Source organism: Streptomyces sp. NPDC102279 (genome assembly GCF_044766365.1).
Lineage (GTDB): Bacteria > Actinomycetota > Actinomycetes > Streptomycetales > Streptomycetaceae > Streptomyces.
Window position 1 is genome coordinate 768,981 of record NZ_JBIWLU010000001.1, and the last position, 20,191, is coordinate 789,171.

Consider the following 20,191-nt stretch of genomic DNA (forward strand, 5'->3'; position numbering starts at 1 on the left):
CTCGCGCGGTCCCACGCGAACCTCGGCCCCTCCACCTCGCCGGCACCGGCGACCTGCGAAGAAAGACATGAGACCAAGATCATGCGAACAATAGTTGCCATTTGACAACTGTGAACGTGAGGCAACAAAGTGATCGCCCCCGACGAGCGGAGAGGACCCGAGATGGCGCAGTGGGTGAGGCGGGCGAAGCCCGCACGGCTCGCGCACCGGACGGCCCCGACGGCCGACGGCTCCGGTCCGCGCCGCCCCGCGGCTCAGGCCGTACGGACCGCCGGCGCGTCGTCCTCGTGGAGCTGCGCGGCCGCCGTCGCGCAGAAGGCCGCGAGGCCCTCCGCGAGCGCGGTCCGCTGTGCCGCCGGCATCTGGGCGAGCACCGCTTCCACGGCGCGCTCGCGCCGTGCGCGCAGCTCCGTGAGGAAGATCCGGCCGCGCGCGCTCAGGAACAGACGCAGCTCCCGGCGGCTGATGACGCTCGGCGCCCGCTCGATGTACCCCACGGCCTGGAGACGGTCGCAGAGCCTGCTCGTCGAAGGCGGCGTGGAGCCGAGCGCGTCGGCGAGCGTGCGCAGGTTGATGCCTTCGTCGTGCTCCAGGATGAAGAGCACGCGCAGCTGGGAGGCGGAGACAGGAGCCGTCGAGGCTCTCCCCCACAGAATCTCCAGCAGCTCGGCAGCCTCGGAGGTCACACGAGCCACCTCACTGGGCTGTGGACGCGGGCCGGAGGAAGTCACGGTTTCACTCTCCCAGTCTTCTCGGGCACTGTCAGCCTGTCGGGGGCAAGGACAGGAGCAAAACACCTGTCAGGGGCTGGGACAGGAACAAAGCAGTAGATACCGGGTCCTACGTATGCCGGTCCGGCTTCCCGGAGCTCGGACCCGGCATCGTACTAGTCGAAGAATGGCGTATCCGACATCGTGAACAGATTCGTGGCCGCGGAGCGGGCGTTGCGCACCGCGGCACCCCACCAACTGCTCGACGCGGTCCGTGCCGTGCTGTGCGATCGCTACGCGGCCGAGTCCGTCGAGCTCTTCATGGCCGACTACGGTCTCACCGTGCTCCAGCCCGTGTCGGTGCTTCCGCACACCCTGGAACCGATCCCGGTGCACGGCAGCCCCGAGGGGAGGGCCTTCGGCGCCCAGGAACCCTTCGTCGAGGAGCGCACCGGCCGGCGTGTACGGGCGCACCTCCCGGTGACCGTGCGCGGCGACCGGCTCGGCATCCTGTCCGTCACGCTGCCCTCCGAGGCGTGCGACGGGGAGACGCTCGCCGAGCTCTCCGAGGTCGCGGAGGTCCTCGCCCACGAGGTGCTCGTCGCCGAGCGGGACACCGACCTGTACCTGCAGGCGCGCCGCAAGGACCGGCTGACGCTGGCCGCCGAGATGCAGTGGCAGCTGCTGCCGGGCCGGTCCTGCTCCCGCCCCGAGTACGAGCTCGGTGCCCAGCTGGAGCCCGCCTACGCGATCTTCGGCGACAACTTCGACTGGTCGGCGAGCGCCGACCGGCTGCTGCTGTACATCACCAACGGCATGGGCGAGGGGATCGAGGCCTCGCTGCTCACGAACCTCGGTATCAACGCGCTGCGCAACGCGCGCCGTGCGGGGATCTCCCTCCAGGACCAGGCGGCCCTCGCCGACCAGGCGATCTACGCCCAGTACCGGGGCACCTCGCACCTGTCCGTGCTGATGCTCGACTTCGAGCTGTCGACCGGCCGGCTGCGGGTGATCGACGCGGGTTCGCCTCAGATGCTGCGCCTGCGGGGCAGGTCCGTCGAGCGCGTCGGTTTCGAGGCCCAGCTGCCCCTCGGGATGTTCGAGGAGACCGACTATTTCGTGCAGGAGTTCCAGGTGGAGCCCGGCGACCGTCTCCTGTTCGTCAGTGACGGTGTGCACGCGGTCGCCGGTCCCGGCGGGGAGGAGTACGGGGAGAGGGCCCTCGCGATGGCGATCACCTCCACCCAGCTGCTGCCCGCGACGGAGGTGCCCCGTGCCGTGCTCCGCGAGCTCACCGGACACCGGGGCAGGCCCAAGCCGGAGGACGACGCCCTCGTGGTGTGCCTCGACTGGCACGGGCCGCCGGCGGCGGAGTAGCCGGCCCACGGACTTCGGGCCCGGGCGACCGCGCCGGCACCCGTGCCGCGGGCCCCTGACGGCGAGCGGGTGCCGGACGCGAGCGGGCCATGGCTACAGTTGCCGTACGACAAGAGATTATGCCCGGACGGGAACACGCTCGTCGGCGCGGCAGACGGACGAAGGAGAACACGTGGCGGACCATCAGGCAGCGGTGCAGCAGGAGTCGGCGGCCAAGGAGGTCGGCGAGTTCCTGCGCAGCCGCCGTGAGCAGATCGCCCAGCGCTGGGCCGACGAGGCGCTGTTCCGCACCGTCTTCACCGTCTCGCGGGACGAGGCGGTGGAGGCCGGCCGGGCCGTCGTCGAGGCCCTCGCCGCGGTCGCCGCCGCGGGCCGCGTCGAAGACCTCGGGGCTGCCGGGTTCGCCACCGTGCGCGACCAGTTGGGACGCATGGCGGCCTCCCGTGCCCGGACCGGTGCCACGTCCGCGCAGATCGCCGACGAGGTGGCGGCACTGCGCCCCGCGGCCTCCGAGCTGCTGAGCGCGGATCTCGCCGACGGCTCCCGCGAGCGGGCCGAGGTGTGCGCGGTCACCCTCACCGCGCTCCTCGGCACCCTCCGCCTGGTCGTGCTGGAGACCACGCTCAGCGCGGGACAGGAACTCATCGACCGCCAGCGCCTCCAGTTGCTGGAGGTGGCCACGCCCGTGATCAAGCTGTGGACCGGCGTGGTCGCCGTCCCCCTCATCGGCACCCTCGACAGCGCCCGCAGCCAGGTCGTGATGGAGAGCCTGCTCGACGCCGTCGTCTCCCAGCAGGCCCACTTCGCCATCCTGGACATCACGGGCGTGCCGACCGTGGACTCGCTGGTGGCCCAGCACCTCATGAAGACCGTCGCCGCCGCCCGGCTGATGGGCGCGGAGTGCATCGTCTCGGGCATCCGGCCCGCGATCGCGCAGACCATCGTCCACCTCGGCATCGACCTCGGCGAAGTGGTCACCCGCGCCAGCCTCGCCGACGCTCTCGCGTACGCCCTGAACCGCCAGGGCATCGCGATCGTCGACCAGGACCGCAGCGGCCAGAGCGCGCGGTGAACGCCCTGATCACCGGGCCCACGGGCGCCCACGTCCCCGTACTGAAGCTCGGCGACGTCCTCCTCGTCACGTTGCAGGGCGACCTGCACGACGAGGCGGCCGAGCGGCTGCAGCGGGACATAGGGGAGGCCATCGCCGCCAGTTCGGTCACCGGTGTCGTCATCGACATCTCCGGGGTGGAGATCGTCGACTCCTTCCTGGGACGGGTGTTCGCCGAGGTCGCGGCGCACGCGAAACTGCTCGCGGCGCAGACCGTCGTCGCCGGCATGCGGCCCGCCGTCGCCATCACCCTGGTCGAGCTGGGCCTCACCCTGCCCGGGTTGCGCACCGCACTCGACGCCGAGGAGGCCATGCGCCTGCTCACCACGGCGCCGACGGCCCTTCATCACGGTCCAGCACGCCAGGAGCGCCCGTGACGGAAACCTCCGGCCGCGTCACCGCGTGTCTGCCGATCCGGACCGACATGGATCTCGCATGGGTACGCCAGCACGTGCGCCAGGCGGCCGCAGAGCTCGGTTTCGGGCTCGTGGACCAGACGAAGCTCGTCACCGCCGCCAGTGAACTCGCCCGCAACACGCTGGTGCACGGCGGCGGCGGCCAGGTCGAGTCCACCGTCCTGCAGACCGGGGCGGCGCGGGGGCTGCGCCTGACCTTCTCCGACCAGGGGCCCGGCATCACCGACATCGAGCGCGCTCTCGGCGACGGCTACACCTCGGGCGGCGGCCTCGGCCTCGGTCTGGGCGGAGCACGCCGGCTGGTGCACGAGTTCTCCATCGACAGCCGTCCCGGCGAGGGCACCGCGGTGACCGTGATCTGCTGGACCGCCGGTCCCCCGCCGCCCCGCCAGGAGAGCCGATGACGCGTGTCTGGGACGTTCCCGTCCACGATTCCACCCGGGTCCGGGACGTCCGGGTGGCCGCCGAGGCGGCCGCCGGCCACACCGGGCTCAACCGCGACCGCACGGCCGTCGCCGCGCTCGTCGCGACGGAGCTGGCGACCAACCTGCTCAAGCACGGGGGCGGCGGACAGATACTGATCGACACCGTGGACGCCGACCTCGCGCTTCCCGGAGCCGGCCGTGGCCCCGCCCTCCAGATCGCCGCGATCGACCACGGGCCGGGCATCGCCGACCTCGGCTCCGCGTCGCGTGACGGCTTCTCGACGACGGCCTCGCTCGGCGCGGGGCTCGGCACCTGCCGACGTATCGCCGACCACTTCGAGGTGCACTCCGTGCCCGGGCAGGGCACCGTCGCCCTGGCGCGGGTCCACGCGGCACGCGGGGACCGCCCGGGACACCGCGTCCCCGACACCGCCGCGGTACGGGCCGGAGGGATCAACATCCCGCTGGCGGCCGCCGACCACTCGGGCGACGCCTGGGCCTGCGTCCGGGCCGGTGACCACGTCACCCTGCTCCTCGCGGACGGGCTCGGACACGGCGAGGCCGCCGCGAAGGCGTCCGGGGCGGCCGTGGAGCAACTGCACCTGTTCGCGCACCTGCCTCCCGCGGAGCTGCTCGGGCAGCTGCACAGGGCGCTGCGCGACACCCGGGGCGCGGCGATCGCGGTGGCCCGGCTCGACCTGGTCACCGACCACCTCGACTTCGCGGGGATCGGCAACATCGGGGCCCGGCTGCTGACCGGGGACACGTGGCGGCCGCTGCTGTCCCACCCCGGCATCGTGGGGGCGCACCGGCCGGCGCGGATGCCGCAGTGCCGGGTTCCGTGGACGCCCGACAGCCTCCTCGTGCTGCACAGCGACGGTCTGCCCAGCCGCTGGGCTCCGCCGGCCGTCGCTCCCCTGACCGCCTGGGACCCCGCGGTCACCGCCGCGGTGATCGTGCGGGATTCCAGCAGCGCCGCCCGTCCGGTGCGGGACGACACCACCGTGGCCGTGCTGACCCCCACCCCGCAGGATCGCCGCTGATGACCGACACCTGGCAGATCACGACGGTCGACGACGCCGCGCGTGCCCGTATCGCCGCCGCCCGGCTCGCCGCCGCGCACGGTGTGTCCACGGTGGAGCGCACCCGCCTGGTCACCGCCCTCAGCGCCCAGCTGCGGCAGTCCCTCGTCAAGGGCGGCAGCTGGGTCATGACCGTGCGCAGCACACCTCCCGCGGAGTCCGGTCCCGGCACGATCACCGTCGCCCTCGGCGCGGAGGCCAACGGGTGCACGGGCAAGCCGAGTTGGCAGGCGAGCGTCGCCGTCGAGGAGCCGGGACGCGGCGAGGGCGCGGTGCGGGTGCCGCGCGACCGCAAGGCGTTCGCCAACGCCCTGCTCAGCGCGGACGAGGACACCTCCCGGGTCCTGGACCGACTCGGTGAGCAGGAGCAGCTGGTCTCCTTCCACCGGGAGGAACTGCACCAGACCAACCAGGGCGTTCTCGCGCTGCACGCGGAACTCGACGCGGCCGGGCGGGTGCAGCGCGAGCTGTTCGCCGCCGAGCGCAAGGCCCGCACGGAGGCCGAGAGCGCCCGACGGCGGCTGACGTTCCTCGCCGACGCCAGCGCGGCCCTGACGGCCTCCCTCAACCACGAGGAGATCCTCAGCCGGCTGCCCCAACTGCTCGTCCCGTCCTACGCCCGGAGCGTCGACGTATGGCTCTTCGCCGACGACGAGACCCGCAAGCGCTCCCCCCACCCGGCCGCCGCCGTCGCCGCGGCCCGCACCGGACGCCCGCAGTACGCCGCCGACCATCCGGGCGGGCTGCCCGGGGTCGACGACCTGCCGCCCTCGGCGCTCCACCCCGACCGTCCGCTGCTGTGCATCCCGCTGCCGACCCGGCACGCCCCGCTCGGGGTGGTGACGCTGACGCCGCCGGAGTATCCGTGGAGCCCGGACGACGCCGTGATGCTCGTGGAACTCGCCCGCCGGGCCGGGATCGCGATCGACCACGCCCAGCGGTTCGAGCACAACCGCGACATCGCCGAGACCCTGCAGCGCGCGCTGCTCACCGACCTGCCCACGACACCGGGGCTCAGTCTGGCCGCCCGATACCTGCCGGCCACCCACGGGCTGAACATCGGCGGCGACTGGTACGACGCGTTCCAGCAGCCGGACGGGGGGATCGTCGCCGTCATGGGTGACGTGACGGGCCACGGGCTGCGGGCCGCCGTCATGATGAGCCAACTCCGCACAGCCCTACGGGCGTACGCGGTGGACGGCGGCACACCGGGCCAGCTCCTCACCCGGCTGCACGTGTTCCTGCACCATCTCCAGCCCGACCTGTACGCCACAGCCGTCATCGCCCGCTTCCACCCGGACGAGTCCACCGTCACGTGGGCCGCCGCGGGGCACCCGCCGCCCGTACTGCGCACTCCCGGCGGAGGTGTGCGCGTCCTGGACGCCAAGCCCGGTGCCATGCTGGGCATTCCGCTGCACCAGGAGATCCGCGACCACACGGCCGAGCTACCGCCGGGGTCCACCCTCGCGCTCTACACCGACGGGCTGGTGGAGCGGCGTGCCGAGGGCATCGACCCGGGCATCCGGCGGCTGGCCGAGGCGCTCGGCGCGCAGCGCGCGGCGGACCTGGACCTGGATCTGGAGGGCGCCGCCGACCGGATCCTGGACCCGATGCTCCGTGACTCGCAGCGGGACGACGACGTCTGTCTGCTGCTGTGCCACGTCGGTGACACCGGGGCGCTTCCTGATCCCGGGCGGGCGACGCCTGACGGCCGGCGCCGCCCACGGGCGGGCACCGGGCGCGCGTGACGCGTTCGTGCGCTATCCGCCGGGCGGGAACTCGGCGGAGGATGTGTCGCGCGCCCTCTGGAAGGCCCGCAGTCCCTCCTCGAACGATCTCCGCTGGAGCGGTGTCATGCCCGCGAGGACGGCCGCGAGGATCTGGGACCGCCGCTCGCCGACCTCCTTCAGGACCCTGGTGCCCAGCGGCGTGAGCAGCAGGTGCAGGGCGCGCCGGTTGCCGGGGTGCGGGACGCGTCGCAGCAGGCCCGCCGCCTCCAGCCGGTCGCAGAGACGGCTGGCGGCGGGAAGCGCGATGCCGACACGTTCGGCCAGGCCGGTGAGGGTGAGTTCGGGCCGCTGCCGCACGGTGCCGAGTGCTTTCAGCTGGTGGGCGGAGAGGCGGGGGACGACCGTCTGGCCGGCCGAGATCCACAGCTCCACCAGTCCCTCGACGGCTTCGGCCGTCCGTCCGGCGACCGCCTCGGGACGGCCGTCGGGCTCCGCGGCTCGGTTCAGGTACCCGTCATCCGCCACGGGTCATCACGCGCTCCCCGCGAACCGGGGCACGGCCGGCCCACCGCGCGGACGGTCGGCGATCCCGTACGCACGGGATCCCTCACCCCATGGATGGGGAGCCCTGCCGCGGGGACGGAGAACTCGGTCGCGGTCGACGGTCGCAGCTGGATCGCGGATGATGCTCGTTCCTCGGAATCGTCAGAATTGCACGACGGCGTGCACGGTCTTGCCGTCCGGGCGGGAGAGAACGGTCAGCTCGGAGCACAGGCGGCGCACCAGCGGCCAGCCGAAGCCGCCCTTTCCGGTCAGGTCGAACCGGCGTTGACGCGGCGGCTCGGGGTCGTCGTCGGAGACGGAGATCCCGATTCCGTGGCCCATGTCCCGCAGGTCCACGCTGCAGTCCCGGCCGCGCGCGTGGCGCACCACGTTCGTCACCAGTTCCGAGACCACGAGGCTGACGGCCTCGGCGGCCTCGCGCGGCACCTGCCGGGGCAGACTGCCGAGGAACGCCCGGGCCATCCCCCTGGCGTGCACCGCCGCCTCCGGACTTCTCTCCAGACTCGCGCCGGAGACGGAACAGACGTCGGAGGGCTGTTCTACGGTGGTCATCCTTCACCTCCCTTGCCGTGCTTCCCGTCCGAACGCCGAGGACGCGGCGCCACTCCGTTTCGGACCGGCGTGCGGGGCGGGCTGTCCCCCTTATTCCCGGACCCCCGGAGGCCATGTCACGGCTTCACGCACCTTCACAACGCGATCACAGGTGGCCGGTCGCCGTGCCGTCGGGACGGCGCGTGCCGGACCGGTCTTCGGGGCCGCCGAGGAGTGGCGCGGCGTTTCGGGGGCACCTGTGATCGGGTCGCGAACGCCCACGGGCATCCCGCGACGTCGCTCCCGTGGCGGGCGAAGGGGCCGGGCGACCCCGAGGCCGACACGGTCGAGCGGGAGGGGTGGTGGCCCGTACGGGCAGGTCCCGGACAGGGTCACCACTCCCCCACACCTCTTCACACCGCCCGGGGTGAGGAGGCGGCACACGGCACAACAGGAGACGGTGGATGTCCCAGACCATCACGGCACGCGTCGAGGGGAACGGGCCGGTGGATCCGGCCGAGGCGGCGCGGCGCAAGCAGCGGCTCCGAAGACGACTGGAGCGGCTCATCGGCATCGCCGCGACCGAGGGGAACGAACTCCTGCCGCTGCGCAACGGGGACCGGATCTTCGCCGCGATGCTCGACGCGGTGCGGTCCGCCGAGCACACCATCGACATGATGACCTTCGTGTACTGGCGCGGGCAGATAGCCCGCGACTTCGCGGCCGCCCTCGCCGACCGGTCCCGCGCGGGGCTGCGCGTACGGCTGCTGCTGGACGGCTTCGGGGCGAAGCGGATCGAGGGGGAGCTGCTGGAGTCGATGACCTCGGCCGGTGTGCAGGTGGCGTGGTTCCGCAAGCCGCTGTGGCTCTCGCCCCTCAAACAGAACCACCGCTGTCACCGCAAGGCGCTGGTCATCGACGAGCACGTCGCGTTCACCGGCGGCGTGGGCATCGCCGAGGAGTGGTGCGGGGACGCGCGCGGACCGTCCGAGTGGCGCGACACGCACGTCCAGGTACGGGGACCGGCCGTGGACGGCATCGCCGCCGCGTTCGCGCAGAACTGGGCGGAGTGCCACGACGAGCTGTTCGACGACCGTGACCGGTTCACCGCGCAGGACCAGCCGGGCACCGCGACCGTCCAGGTGGTGCGCGGGTCCGCCAGTTTCGGCTGGCAGGACATGCAGACCCTCATCCGCGTGGTGCTCGACTCCGCCGAGGAGCGGTTCCGTCTGTCCACGGCCTACTTCGCACCCGACGAGTACTTCGTGGACCTGCTGTGCGCGACGGCGCGCCGCGGGGTGCGGGTGGAGATCCTGCTGCCGGGTCCGCACACCGACCAGAGGGCCTGCCAGCTCGCCGGCCAGCACTACTACGACGCGCTGCTCGCCGCCGGTGTGGAGATCCGCCAGTACCAGCCGACGATGCTGCACACCAAGATCATGACCGTGGACGGGGTGGCGTCCCTGATCGGCTCCACCAACTTCAACCGCCGGTCGATGGAGCACGACGAGGAGGTCATGCTCGCGGTGCTGGACGAGACGTTCACCGCGGTCCTCGACGGGGACTTCGACGAGGACCGGGAGCAGGCCGTGGCCATCGAGCCGGGGCGCTGGCGGCGCCGGTCCCTGCTCCAGCGCGTCAAGGAGCTGGCGGTCGCCCCCTTGCGCCGCTTCCTCTAGTCGCCCTCCGTCGATGACGCCGCGCCGCCCCGGGGAAAGAGGCACGCACACCGTCGTGGGAGCCGTACGGCCCGGCAGTGAAGCCGGGCCGTCGGTGTCAGGTGGGACGCTCGCCGGTCTCGCAGACCTTGCGGGCGATCTCGCGCAGCTTGATGTTGTGGTCCTGGGACGCCTTCTTCAGGACGTTGAAGGCGTTGTCCTCGCTGAGGCCGTGGCGCTCCATGAGGATGCCCATCGCCTCGCCGATCTCGTGACGGGTCTCCAGGGCGTGGGCGAGCTGCTGGTGCGTCCGGGCGGCGGAGAGCGCCACCGCCGCGTGCGAGGCGAGTATCCAGCCGGCACGCTGGGCCGTCTCGTCGAACATGTTCGGCCGGTGCGAGTACACGTTGAGTGCGCCGAGTTCGTCGTCCTCGGTGAACAGCAGGAAGCCCATCATGCTGCCCATGCCGAGCTTCCTCAGCTCGGGGGCGAAACGGGACCACTTCTCGTGGGGCCGCCGCAGGTCCTCGATGGCGTACAGCTGCTGCCGCTCGGTGACCGCGTCGAAGCACGGCCCCTCCCGCAGGTCCTGCTGGATCCGGTCAGCCATGCGGACGACGTCACTGGTCGCGGCCAGCGCGCTGACCTCGCCGCGGCGCACGGTGAGGATGCCGGCCTCGTCGCAGCCGTTGATCAGCACGCTCGCGTGCTCCACGATCCGGTCCAGGGTGTCCTTCACCGAGTCCTGTGCCAGCAGGTCGCGTGCCATGTCCGCCAGGGAGACGGCAAACTTCTCCCAGACGTCGCCGGACTCCTGCACCATGGGCCACCTGCTCATTCGTCGAATCGCAACCGCCGTTCACCCGGGGTTCCATCTTGCCACCCCGGCGCACCCCCCGCGCCGATCGGGTGCGAGGGGACGGGCCGCGTGCGGTTTCCCCGCGGAGCGGCCCGCTGCCGCCTGGGCGGCCCTTTTTCGGAATCCGCAGGATCTTTGCACGCCCGGCCCGTTTCACAGGGGCGATCACTGGTGACCCGAGAGAGGACCGAACACCGAAGAACGCATCCGCTTCGCTCACAGGAGGCCCGCAATGGACAACTGGCGTGATTCCGCGGCTTGCCGCAGCGTCGACCCCGACCTGTTCTTCCCGATCGGCAACACCGGTCCCGCCGTGCTGCAGATCCAGGAGGCGAAGGCCGTGTGCGAAGGCTGCCCGGTTCGCGAGGCGTGCCTGGACTGGGCGCTGGAATCGGGCCAGAGCGTGGGTGTCTGGGGCGGTACGAGCGAGACCGAGCGGCGTTCGCTGGCCCGCCGCCGGGCCCGCCGCCGTACGCAGGACGCCTCGGCCTAGCCGGAACAGCGGGGAGAGGCCGGGTCCTCGGAACAGGACCGGGTACGGATCCAGATGGCCGGCTCGCGACACAGCGCAAGAGATACCGCCGAGGAGATCCGAACGAAGGGCGCAATGGAAATCGATCCGAGCGGAAACAAGAAGCCGTCATACGAGGAGTTCGGGACGCTGACCAGCGCGTTCGGCGGAGAGCTGCGCAACGTGACCGACGCGCGGCTGGCTGCGGACGGCTATCTGCGCGCCCTGGCCCGGACGACGCCGCCTTCCGCGGAGGAACACTGGGACGACATCCTGCTGGTGGTCACCGAGCTGGCCGCCAACACGATCCAGTACGCTCCCGGCCCCTTCGAACTGCTCATGCGTCCCACCTTCGACGGTGTGCACGTGACCGTGCGCGACGGCAGCACCACCCGGCCCGCCCCCCGCCGCTTCCGCCCCTCGGAGGGCGGGGGCGGCATCGGGTGGCATCTCGTCAACGCCCTGTGCGACCAGGTCAGCGTGATCGTCCGGCCCGACGGCAAGGACATCCACGCCTTCCTGCCCTGGTGAGATGGGCCGTCCGGGGAACCGCCGACGGACCCACAGGTGTCCTTTCCTTCGAACAGGGCACACGGGTCCGATGAAGGAACCGGTTCCCCCACACGATCAAGGTGACGCATTGAGCACGGAACACGAGCCGTCCGAACAGGAGCACGCCGCGTGGGAGCGGGTCCGCGAGGCCGCCACCGGGATGAACCACCACCAGGCGAAGGCGGCCTTCGAGAAGGCCGAGCAGGCGGCCGAGGACGGTGCGTCCGACGGGCCCCGGTCGCTCACGACGCGGGCGGAACTGGACGAGTGGGAGCGGATCACGGGCACGCTCGCCGACCACGCGGGCTCGTACGACCCCGCCGCGGACCCCTTCGTCCAGGGGCAGCTCACCGCCCGGGCCAACCGTGCGCAGGCGTCCGCGCGACGCCACTGAACCCGCTCCGCCCGCGTTGTCAGTGCGCTGCGGAACAATGCCGAGCAGCGAGAACGTCACCGCCCCGGGCGATGCGTGATCCGACCCGTCCGTCGAAAGGCCGCATGTTCATGACGCTCACCCCACACCCCCGTACCGCGCCGCGAGGCCCGATCGGAGGATGGTGACCATGCTGCGGCCGCTCCCCCGGACCCACACCCCGCTCAGCGCCGGCGGGGCCGAAGTGCTGCGTCTGATAACCCAGCGGCGGTTCGCCGTCCGCCTCACCGTGCACGCGAACGGCCGTCGCCGGTACGGCTATTGGATGCCCCTCGATCCCACCACGGGGCGCGGGGGCTGCTATGTCGCCCTGCCCACAGGCGAGTGCGACGCGCTGCACGCCGCGGGCCGGATCGTGCTGGGGAACCCCCTGGTCGATCCCGCGAAGACCACGTACCAGGTCCAGGCGGCGGCCCGCTCCTCGGCCACGGACACGAGCGCGTCGCGGAGGCCCTCCGCGTCCTCCCACGCCCTGACGGCCTGAGCCGTCCCCATCGAGGCCGACAATCCTGCGGGGCGCGTGAGTTCAGAGGCGTGCGGCGGACGGTGAGAGCGGCACCACGGCGGTGATCCGCTTGCCTCCCGTCCGCAGCGGCGAGACGGCGATGTCGCTGGCGAGCGTGCAGACGATCATCCAGCCGTGCCCTCCCACCCGCAGACGTCCCGTGTCGTCGAACCGTCCGGCGGACGCGGGGCGTTGATCACTGCGGTCGCTCACCGACAGCCGCACCTCCCGCTCGGTCGGCGTCACCTCGAAGCCCGTGACACCGCCACCGTGCAGCATCGCGTTGCTGACCAGTTCCGAGGCGACCAACAGCGCGTCACCGACGGCGTCCTCGTCGGCCCACGAGAGGTCCCCGGACCGCGCCGCGAGGGCGCGCCGGACCTCCTGCCGCGCGTCGGCCGGGCTGTCGGGCCCCGTCGAGGTCATGTGCCGCGCAACGGCCACCGTGTCGGTGGACGACCTCTGGTACTCCCCGCACATTCTTCGCTCCGCCTCTCCTGCCCGGAATTTCACAGGGTCCGTCGCGGAATACACGCGACGGACCCTGGGGAATTGGCCGCCATCAGTGCCGAAATGCGTCCTTGGCCTTTTCCTTGGCCTGCCGGGCATCGCCCTTGGACTGTTCGATCTTGCCCTCGGCCGCCAGGCGATCATTGCCGACCGCACGTCCGACGGCCTCCTTGGCCTTGCCCTTCGCCTGTTCGATCCTGGCTCGGGTCCTGTCGTTCTCGGCCATCGCAGTTCACGTCCTCACTGCTCGACAATGCCATTCAGTACTACGGCTGACCGTGAATCGATTGCCCAAACCCGGAGACCCCGGCATTCCGCCGAGTTCGCCCGACGGGCCGAATAACGCCTCGGCCGCCGGCGGACTCCACTCCCGTACCGCCCCGGGGTGTGGCACCGAGCGGTTATCCGGGCCCAAGTGGCACGCAATCGATGCTTCCCGCCCGCACCACGGACACTTACCCTCCAGTAATATCGCGCGACAGGCCCCCTGAGGAGGAACCGTGCCACGGTCCGAACGCTCACCCTTGTTGCTCGCAGGCCTCTTGGCCTCCGCGGGCGTCGCGCACTTCGCCGTACCGCGGCAGTTCGACGCCACCGTCCCGCGCGTTCTGCCCGGAGCGGCGCGGAACTGGACGCGGGCGAGCGGCGTCGTCGAGTTCGCCCTCGCGGCCGGGGTGGCACTGCCCCGCACCCGCCGGGTCGCGGCCCTGGCCACCGCCGCCTTCTTCGTCGGGGTGTTTCCCGCGAACGTCCAGATGGCCATGGACTGGCGGAACCGCCCCGCGCCGCTCAAGGCGGCCGCCCTCGCGCGGCTCCCGCTCCAGGTACCGCTGGTGATGTGGGCACGCGGCGTCGCCCGTGCCGAGGAGGGACGGTCATGACGACACGGGTGAACGTGGGCGACACCGTCGAGGACTTCACGCTGCCGGACGAGACCGGCACGAGCCGAAGTCTGTCCGAACTGCTGGGCGAGGGCCCGGTGGTGCTGTTCTTCTACCCGGCCGCCCTCACCAGCGGCTGCACCGCCGAGGCCTGCCACTTCCGCGACCTGGCCACCGAGTTCACCGGCGCGGGCGCCAGGCCGGTCGGCATCAGCGGTGACGCGGTCGACCGGCAGAAGGAGTTCACCGACCGTCACACGCTCGGCTTCCCGCTGCTGTCCGACGTCGACGGCACCGTGCGGGAGCGGTTCGGGGTCAAGCGCGGCTTCTCGCTGGCCCCGACGAAGCGGGTCACCTTCGTCATCGCGCAGGACCGCACCGTCCTGGAGGTGGTCCGCAGCGAACTGCGCATGAGCGCCCACGCCGACCGCGCTCTCGCCGCGCTGCGCGACCACAAGGGCTGATCCACGGTCCACCGGGCCGGTCGGACCGGCCGGTCGGCGAACTGCCGTTCCGCGCCCGACGCTTCGTGACGTGTGAACGGACCCCGCCCCTATGCGGATGGGGGGTGGGGCCCGTTCACTGTGCCTCATTCTCGACACCCGGCATGCCCCGCCACCAGGGAGTGCGACGGGTCGGCTGCGCGACGCGGCGCACACCCCGTGTGTGCGGCGCGCCTCCCGTGTGCGCCGACCGCCTTCCGCAGGAGGTGCCCTGTCGGGTGTCCGGCCCACCGGTCATGCTGGACCCGACACGGACAGGACGATCAACGGAGCCACCATGACGGACCAGGTCGCACGCCTCGAAGTGAAGCCGGCGGCGGGACACATCGGCGCCGAGATCACGGGGGTCGACCTGGCGGAGGAGTTGCCGGACGAGGCGGTCGCCGCGATCCGGGCGGCCGTGCTCCGCTGGAAGGTGGTGTTCTTCCGCGGCCAGCGGCTCGACCACACCACCCATGTCGCGTTCGCCCACCGCTTCGGCGAGCCGGTGCGCCTGCGTTCCCGCGGCAGCGCCTCGCCCAAGGACTTCCCCGAGGTCGAGACGACGGCCGACCGCCTCGAACTGGGCGGACGGTACGGCATGGACCACGAGGAGTGGCTGCGCCGGCGCCGCCACTCGCTGCTGCGCGGCTGGCACTGCGACCACGGCGCCCGCGTCGACCCGCCGGCCGCGACGATCCTGCGGGCCGAGACCGTGCCCCCGTACGGCGGTGACACGACCTGGTCGAACCTGGCCGCCGCGTACGCGGGACTGTCCGCCCCCGTCCGTGCCTTCGTGGACGGGCTGCGCGCCGAGCACCGGCTGGGCGTGGGGTACCAGACGCGCCCCGGGGAGGACGCGTACGCCCGCCATCTGCTCGACCGGCAGATCGCCACCGACCATCCGCTGGTGCGGGTGCACCCCGAGACGGGTGAGCGGGTCCTGTTCGTGAACGGCTACTACATCGAGCAGATCCCCGACGTGTCCCGGCCGGAGAGCCGCGCGATCCTGGACATGCTGCTGGAGCAGGCGGTCAGGCCCGAGTACACCGTGCGCTTCCGGTGGGAGGCGGGGAGTGTGGCCTTCTGGGACAACCGGGCGACCATCCACCTGGCGCCGAGCGACACCGCCCACGTCGACCACCCCCGGGTCATGCACCGGGTGATGCTGGCCGGTGACGTCCCGGAGGGCGTCGACGGAAAGCCCTCGGTGCCGATCGTCGGCAGCGAGCCCGGGCGCTGGTGAGCCCGGGGCCGGACTGCGACGGCGGCGCGTCAGAAGATGCCCTGTCCGGGGACGAGGATTCCGCGCGGGTCGTAGGTGTGGCGGGCCGTGGCGAGCCGGCGCCATTCGGGGCCGAAGTGCTCGCGCCAGTCCGCCGGGCCGAAGGGGACGGAACCGACCGGGTAGTGGGTGCCACCGGCCGCGTGCACCGTCTCGTACGCGGCGCGGTTGGCGGCGAGGAGGCGGTCGACGGTAGCGGTGTCGTCGGGCGGGGTCGTGCGCAGCACGGCCAGCAGATAGGGCACCGGGTCGTCGGGCGTGCGCAGCAGCGGGGTGTGCAGGTTCTTCCGCAGCACCGGGTACAGGAGCACGACGCCGGGTCCGAGGTCGGCCGGGGTGAGGTCCTCCAGCAGCGCCGCGGTGAGCGTGGCGGCCGAACGGCCCGGCAGCCACAGGTTCAGCCACGGGTGGGCGAACGCCCAGAGGCCGGCCTCCTTGAGCGCGGCGACGCTCGCCGCGAGCCGGTCGAGGAAGTCGTAGTAGGAGAGGTCGCTCGACTGGACCCCCGCCGGGTCGTGGCGCAGTCCGCGCAGCAGCGCCGCGTCGTCGGGGGCGGGCCCGACGGGCGGCCCGTAGGCGACCGCTTCGATGAGATAGCCGTTGAAGGCGCCGTCGGCGTCGGGGGTCACCTGGCCCTCGACGTAGTCGAACCGGCCCTCCTGGACCAGCAGCCGCTGATCGTCCAGGAAGGTGCGCAGGTCGGTGTACGGGAGGAGGTAGTGGCGTACGGCTCCGGGCGCGGGGATGAGGCGCAGTGTGGCGCCGACGATGATCGCGCACTGGCCGAGTCCGCCGAGCACCGCGAGGAAAAGGTCCCGGTGTTCGGTCGGTGAGCAGCGGACGAGGTCTCCGGCGCCGGTGACGACCTGGAGTTCGCGCACGTTGTCGACCTGGGCGCCCTGCTGGTGGGTCTGGCCGCCGACGCCGCCGACCGACAGGGTTCCGCCGACGGAGAGTTCGAGGTAGTCGGTGAAGGTGGGTGGTGTCAGCCCGTGGGCCAGCGTGGCCTTGACGACGTCGCTCCACTTGGCGCCCGCGCCGACGGTCACGGTCCCGCTGCCGCGCGCGACCGGTCCGATGGCCGCGAGCGGGGTCGTCTCGATGACCAGACCGCCGTCGACCTGGGCCTGGCCCTGTGTGCCGTGACCCTGGCCGCGGGGGGCGACGGACAGCTTGTGCTGGTTGCAGAACCGGACCATCGCGACGATGTCGTGGACCGAGCCCGGCCGGAGCACCGCGAGGGGGCGCCGGTGGACGATGTGGCCGAAGTCGTCGGCGGCGGACACGAGCGACGCGTCGTCGGTGCGCACGCTCCCGTCGAGCCGGGGCAGGCGGGCGAGCGGCCGGCCGGTGTCGGTGGCCGCCCAGCTCCGGGTGAAGGGATCGAATCCGACGACGGCGGCGCCGGCGGCGGCGAGGCCCTGCAATGCGGTACGTCGCGAGGGTATCCGGGGCATGCGCTCCTCCTGGGGCGGCCGCGTCGAACGATCAACTTGGGCAGAGTGTAAGGGACTTGGGCGTCCCAGGAGCCTCTTGATTCGATCGTGGTCCCTGGTGCGCCAGGTACGCGGGGTGCGTGGGTGCTCCGCCGGAACGACGCGGCCGCCGCCCCGGGAGGGACGGCGGCCGGTCTCAGGCGATGGCCCCGCGGATCACCAGGCAGGTCGCGTGGACCGTCTGGGCCCGAGGCGGGTCACTCGTCGACGGCTGCGCCGAAGCGGGAGTCGCCGTCCGGGACGCCGAGCGCTCCGGCGCCGTAGAGCCAGGAGCCGCCGGTCACCAGGCCCTTGGTACTCGCCGGAAGCTGCCAGACGACACCGTCACCGGTGTCCTCACCGGGCGCGGCCGCCAGGAGTTCGGTGCGGCCGTCCCCGTCCGTGTCGGCGAGCCGTAGCTGCGCGCCCCACTGGTCGTCGGCCTCGGCGGTGCCGGGCACGTCGGGGCTGTTCTGGTCGAAGGACTGCGCGCCCTTCGCGGTCAGGCCGTCGGCCGAGCCACGCAGCAGCCAGACGGCACCCGCCTCCCGGACCGTTCCGATGTCCTCGCCGGGTGCGCCGATCGCGACGTCCGCGTAGCCGTCCCCGTCGACGTCGCCGACGGACAGTTCGGTGCCCCAGGCGTCACCGTGTTCACCGGCGCCGGGCACACCGGGCGAGTTCTGCGACCACCACTGCGGGGTGCCGTCCTCGCTCTCCAGACCCTTGGGTCCGTCCTCGCTGCCGTAGTACACGCCGACGAGTCCGCCGGTCATGCCCTCGCCCTCCTGGTCGGGGCTGCTCACCAGACCCGTGACCAGGTCGTCGTACCCGTCGTGGTCGATGTCGCCGGAGGCGGTGGAGACGCCGCCGCGCACGTCGCTCAGGTGGGTCAGGCCGCTCGCGCCGCCGCGGTAGACGGACGACCAGCCCTGCGCGTAGCCGTCGTCGGGGCTGTAGCCGGAGACGACGAGGTCCGCGTAGCCGTCGGAGTCGTAGTTCCCGGTGGTGAGGTAGGCGGGCTGGACGGCACGGCCGGCCGGGTGGGCCGTGGTGTCGAGGGTCCCGGTGTGGTGCAGGGCGCCCCCGGTGTAGGTGAACAGCTCCGCGCCCCGCATGTCCAGGGCGGCGACGACGTCGCCCGGGGTCTCTCCCGTCAGGCGCGCCGCGGTGACGGCGAAGCCGAAGCGGTCGCCGGAGGCTGGGTCGGCGGACGTGAACGTGACGCTGCGGGCGGCGCCGAGGCCGTTGCTGGAGCCGTAGAGCACGGTCACGCGGCCGGCGTTCCCGGCCGTGCCGACGTCCTCACCCGGAGCCCCGATGACCGCGTCGTCGTAGCCGTCGCCGTCGAGGTCCCCGGAGGCGACGGCCGTGCCGAAGCCGTCGTAGGTCTGGGAGGTGCCCGGAACGCCCGCGGTGTCCTGGCTGAACACCGCCGTGCGTGCCGTGGGAACGCTGTTCCTGGTGCCGATGCCGTTGGGCGCCCCATACTGGACGGTGACGAAGCCCGCGCCCGCCGTGCCGCCGACCGTGCCGTCCGGTGCGCCGATCAGGATGTCGTCGTAACCGTCCCCGTCGAAGTCGGAGTTGCGGTCGTCGGCGTACGTCCCGCCGGGTGTTCCGGCGTACGCGTGGGCCGCGGCGATGCCGAGGCCCCCGAGCAGGAGGAAGGAGGCGGCTGCGAGTGCGGCCGTGCGCGCCCTGCTGTTCATGGTGTCTCCCCGTTGGAATGCTTCGTTCGTGTCGAATACCGGTCGCGGGTGAAGGTCGCGAAAGAGCGACTTGCCTTCACCCGCGACCGGTTCGACACGAGACGCACCGACGGGGTTGTGGTGGCCCGGAGGGCCGTGACACGGCGGTGACGGCCGTGGCGGAACGCGGACTTCAGCTCAGCTCGCCGAGGACGAGCCGCCCTCCGTGCCGTCTTCCTTCTCCGGACGGGAGTAGCCCGGGAGTTCGAGCCGGCCACTCGGCTGCTCGGTGCCCTGGCCGTTCTGGCCGTTCTGGCCACTCAGGTTCTGACGGACCGAGTCGAGGATCGTCAGACCCTGCGCGACCAGGCCGGCCGCTATCTCGCCGAGGCCGTCGGCGCCGTTGAGGACGTTGACGTTCGCTCCGGCGAGACCGCCCGCCGCCTCCTTGACGATGAGGGGGAGCTGGTCGATCAGCATCCGGTCGAGCGCGACCCGGTCGTGCGAGGCGGCCGCCTCGGCCTGGATCTTCATGCGCTCGGCGTCGGCGATGGCGAGCACCTTGATGCGCTCGGCCTCGGCCTCGGCCGGCCGGACGATCTCGGCGACCAGCTGCTGCTGACGCAACTGGGCGGCGCGCTCGGCCAGTTCGGTCTGCGCCGCCAGCACCTCCTGCTGGGCGTGGGCCTGGGCGAGCGGGCCGGCCTGAGCGGCCTGCGCCTGTGCCCGGTCCACCTCCGCCGAGTACTCCGCCCGGACGATCGCGGTCTGCCGCGCGTACTCGGCCTGGTTGCGCGCCGCGACCTGCTCCGCCTCGACGGAGGCCTGTGTGGCCTGCGCCTGGGCGATCTGGGCCTGGCGCTGGATGGCGGCCTTGTGCGGTGCGGACATCGCGTCGATGTAGCCGGTGTCACCGTCGTCGATCGACTGGATCTGCAGCGAGTCGACGATCAGGCCGATCTTCGCCATCTCCAGCTTCGAGGTGTCCAGGACCTCGGCGGCGAGCTTCTGCCGCTCGGTGACGATCTCCTCGACCGTCATCGAGCCGATGATGGACCGCAGATGGCCGGCGAAGATCCGGCCCGTCAGGATCGACATCTGGTCCTGGTCCGACAGGAAGCGCTGCCCGGCGTTGATGATGCTCTCGGTGTCGTTGCCGACCTTGAACGCGATCACGGCGCGGACGTGCAGCGAGATGCCCTGCTTGGTCACACAGGTCTCGGTGACCTCGGCCTCACACATCGACAGGGTCAGGAAACGGGTCTTGCGGAAGACCGGCAGCACGAACTTGCCGTGCCCCGTCACCACGCGGAACGGCGCGCCCCCCAGTCCCCGCCTGCCACCCGAGATCAACATCGCCTCATCGGGAGCGGGAACGCGGTAACCGAACATACTTCTCCTCC

Annotated in this window: 23 protein-coding genes; 14 read left to right on the forward strand and 9 right to left on the reverse strand. The window is 72.1% G+C overall.

All coding sequences use genetic code 11. The annotated features are described in order from the left end of the window. Nucleotides 1-254: 254 nt before the first annotated feature. Entirely contained in the window at nucleotides 255-686 is a 432-nt protein-coding gene (locus tag ACIRQH_RS03325; RefSeq protein ID WP_358820661.1) for a MarR family transcriptional regulator, read from the reverse strand. Between the two features lie 228 nt (nucleotides 687-914). On the opposite strand from ACIRQH_RS03325, the gene ACIRQH_RS03330 reads away from it, so the two are divergent. The 6 genes from ACIRQH_RS03330 to ACIRQH_RS03355 all read left to right on the forward strand — a co-directional run bounded on the left by ACIRQH_RS03330 (nucleotide 915) and on the right by ACIRQH_RS03355 (nucleotide 6,869). Further along, entirely contained in the window at nucleotides 915-2,087 is a 1,173-nt protein-coding gene (locus ACIRQH_RS03330; protein WP_358820662.1) for a PP2C family protein-serine/threonine phosphatase, read from the forward strand. A gap of 172 nt (nucleotides 2,088-2,259) precedes the next feature. Next, entirely contained in the window at nucleotides 2,260-3,159 is a 900-nt protein-coding gene (locus tag ACIRQH_RS03335) for an STAS domain-containing protein (protein WP_404223918.1), read from the forward strand. Beyond that, nucleotides 3,156-3,575 (forward strand): STAS domain-containing protein, encoded by a 420-nt coding sequence (locus tag ACIRQH_RS03340; protein WP_358820664.1) that lies wholly within the window; start codon nucleotides 3,156-3,158, stop codon nucleotides 3,573-3,575. The genes ACIRQH_RS03335 and ACIRQH_RS03340 overlap by 4 nt, the downstream gene beginning before the upstream one ends. 47 nt (nucleotides 3,576-3,622) lie before the next feature. Then, complete coding sequence (locus ACIRQH_RS03345; RefSeq protein ID WP_358820698.1) at nucleotides 3,623-4,018, forward strand: anti-sigma regulatory factor; 396 nt, start codon at nucleotides 3,623-3,625, stop codon at nucleotides 4,016-4,018. Then, nucleotides 4,015-5,082, forward strand: a complete 1,068-nt coding sequence (locus ACIRQH_RS03350) for a SpoIIE family protein phosphatase (protein WP_388932314.1) — start codon at nucleotides 4,015-4,017, stop codon at nucleotides 5,080-5,082. The genes ACIRQH_RS03345 and ACIRQH_RS03350 overlap by 4 nt, the downstream gene beginning before the upstream one ends. Beyond that, complete coding sequence (locus ACIRQH_RS03355) at nucleotides 5,082-6,869, forward strand: PP2C family protein-serine/threonine phosphatase (RefSeq protein WP_404223921.1); 1,788 nt, start codon at nucleotides 5,082-5,084, stop codon at nucleotides 6,867-6,869. The genes ACIRQH_RS03350 and ACIRQH_RS03355 overlap by 1 nt, the downstream gene beginning before the upstream one ends. A gap of 12 nt (nucleotides 6,870-6,881) precedes the next feature. Here ACIRQH_RS03355 and ACIRQH_RS03360 read toward each other — a convergent pair whose 3' ends face one another. Together ACIRQH_RS03360 and ACIRQH_RS03365 are read right to left on the reverse strand one after the other, a co-directional pair. Then, the gene (locus ACIRQH_RS03360; RefSeq protein WP_358820667.1) at nucleotides 6,882-7,376 is read right to left on the reverse strand and encodes a MarR family transcriptional regulator; all 495 of its coding nucleotides are present in this window, start codon (nucleotides 7,374-7,376) and stop codon (nucleotides 6,882-6,884) included. Between the two features lie 180 nt (nucleotides 7,377-7,556). Continuing rightward, the gene (locus tag ACIRQH_RS03365; protein WP_358820668.1) at nucleotides 7,557-7,967 is read right to left on the reverse strand and encodes an ATP-binding protein; all 411 of its coding nucleotides are present in this window, start codon (nucleotides 7,965-7,967) and stop codon (nucleotides 7,557-7,559) included. Nucleotides 7,968-8,410: 443 nt separating this feature from the next. On the opposite strand from ACIRQH_RS03365, the gene ACIRQH_RS03370 reads away from it, so the two are divergent. Continuing rightward, a complete protein-coding gene (locus ACIRQH_RS03370; RefSeq protein WP_404223924.1) occupies nucleotides 8,411-9,625 on the forward strand; it encodes a phosphatidylserine/phosphatidylglycerophosphate/cardiolipin synthase family protein in 1,215 nt (404 codons plus the stop codon). A gap of 97 nt (nucleotides 9,626-9,722) precedes the next feature. Here the strand turns inward: ACIRQH_RS03370 and ACIRQH_RS03375 are convergent, their stop codons facing one another. Further along, nucleotides 9,723-10,442 carry a GAF and ANTAR domain-containing protein gene (locus ACIRQH_RS03375; protein ID WP_358820670.1) on the reverse strand — a complete coding sequence of 240 codons (720 nt, stop codon included), beginning with the start codon at nucleotides 10,440-10,442 and terminating at the stop codon, nucleotides 9,723-9,725. Nucleotides 10,443-10,695: 253 nt separating this feature from the next. Between ACIRQH_RS03375 and ACIRQH_RS03380 the strand changes: the two genes are divergently transcribed. The 4 genes from ACIRQH_RS03380 (at nucleotide 10,696) to ACIRQH_RS03395 (ending at nucleotide 12,443) form a co-directional block, all read left to right on the forward strand. Continuing rightward, a complete protein-coding gene (locus tag ACIRQH_RS03380; RefSeq protein ID WP_081222660.1) occupies nucleotides 10,696-10,956 on the forward strand; it encodes a WhiB family transcriptional regulator in 261 nt (86 codons plus the stop codon). Between the two features lie 114 nt (nucleotides 10,957-11,070). Beyond that, on the forward strand, nucleotides 11,071-11,505 hold the full coding sequence (locus ACIRQH_RS03385; protein WP_358820671.1) for an ATP-binding protein: 435 nt from the start codon (nucleotides 11,071-11,073) through the stop codon (nucleotides 11,503-11,505). Between the two features lie 109 nt (nucleotides 11,506-11,614). Continuing rightward, a complete protein-coding gene (locus ACIRQH_RS03390; RefSeq protein WP_388932319.1) occupies nucleotides 11,615-11,920 on the forward strand; it encodes a hypothetical protein in 306 nt (101 codons plus the stop codon). 169 nt (nucleotides 11,921-12,089) lie between these two features. Next, nucleotides 12,090-12,443, forward strand: coding sequence for a hypothetical protein (locus tag ACIRQH_RS03395; protein WP_404223927.1), 354 nt, complete (start codon nucleotides 12,090-12,092; stop codon nucleotides 12,441-12,443). Nucleotides 12,444-12,485: 42 nt separating this feature from the next. On the opposite strand, the gene ACIRQH_RS03400 is transcribed toward ACIRQH_RS03395, so the two are convergent. Further along, entirely contained in the window at nucleotides 12,486-12,944 is a 459-nt protein-coding gene (locus tag ACIRQH_RS03400; protein ID WP_404223929.1) for an ATP-binding protein, read from the reverse strand. Between the two features lie 82 nt (nucleotides 12,945-13,026). Next, on the reverse strand, nucleotides 13,027-13,200 hold the full coding sequence (locus ACIRQH_RS03405; protein WP_358820675.1) for a CsbD family protein: 174 nt from the start codon (nucleotides 13,198-13,200) through the stop codon (nucleotides 13,027-13,029). 274 nt (nucleotides 13,201-13,474) lie between these two features. On the opposite strand from ACIRQH_RS03405, the gene ACIRQH_RS03410 reads away from it, so the two are divergent. The 3 genes from ACIRQH_RS03410 to ACIRQH_RS03420 all read left to right on the forward strand — a co-directional run bounded on the left by ACIRQH_RS03410 (nucleotide 13,475) and on the right by ACIRQH_RS03420 (nucleotide 15,583). After that, nucleotides 13,475-13,855: a hypothetical protein gene (locus tag ACIRQH_RS03410; protein WP_358820676.1), complete on the forward strand. Its 381-nt coding sequence runs from the start codon at nucleotides 13,475-13,477 to the stop codon at nucleotides 13,853-13,855. Next, a complete protein-coding gene (locus tag ACIRQH_RS03415) occupies nucleotides 13,852-14,319 on the forward strand; it encodes a peroxiredoxin (RefSeq protein WP_358820677.1) in 468 nt (155 codons plus the stop codon). The genes ACIRQH_RS03410 and ACIRQH_RS03415 overlap by 4 nt, the downstream gene beginning before the upstream one ends. 316 nt (nucleotides 14,320-14,635) lie before the next feature. Then, the gene (locus ACIRQH_RS03420; protein ID WP_388865188.1) at nucleotides 14,636-15,583 is read left to right on the forward strand and encodes a TauD/TfdA dioxygenase family protein; all 948 of its coding nucleotides are present in this window, start codon (nucleotides 14,636-14,638) and stop codon (nucleotides 15,581-15,583) included. A 29-nt stretch (nucleotides 15,584-15,612) separates the two neighbouring features. On the opposite strand, the gene ACIRQH_RS03425 is transcribed toward ACIRQH_RS03420, so the two are convergent. The 3 genes from ACIRQH_RS03425 to ACIRQH_RS03435 all read right to left on the reverse strand — a co-directional run bounded on the left by ACIRQH_RS03425 (nucleotide 15,613) and on the right by ACIRQH_RS03435 (nucleotide 20,180). Continuing rightward, nucleotides 15,613-17,079 (reverse strand): FAD-binding protein, encoded by a 1,467-nt coding sequence (locus tag ACIRQH_RS03425; protein ID WP_388865186.1) that lies wholly within the window; start codon nucleotides 17,077-17,079, stop codon nucleotides 15,613-15,615. 236 nt (nucleotides 17,080-17,315) lie between these two features. Next, entirely contained in the window at nucleotides 17,316-18,809 is a 1,494-nt protein-coding gene (locus ACIRQH_RS03430) for an integrin alpha (RefSeq protein WP_388865184.1), read from the reverse strand. 177 nt (nucleotides 18,810-18,986) lie between these two features. Beyond that, nucleotides 18,987-20,180: an SPFH domain-containing protein gene (locus ACIRQH_RS03435; protein ID WP_358820681.1), complete on the reverse strand. Its 1,194-nt coding sequence runs from the start codon at nucleotides 20,178-20,180 to the stop codon at nucleotides 18,987-18,989. Nucleotides 20,181-20,191: the final 11 nt, after the last annotated feature.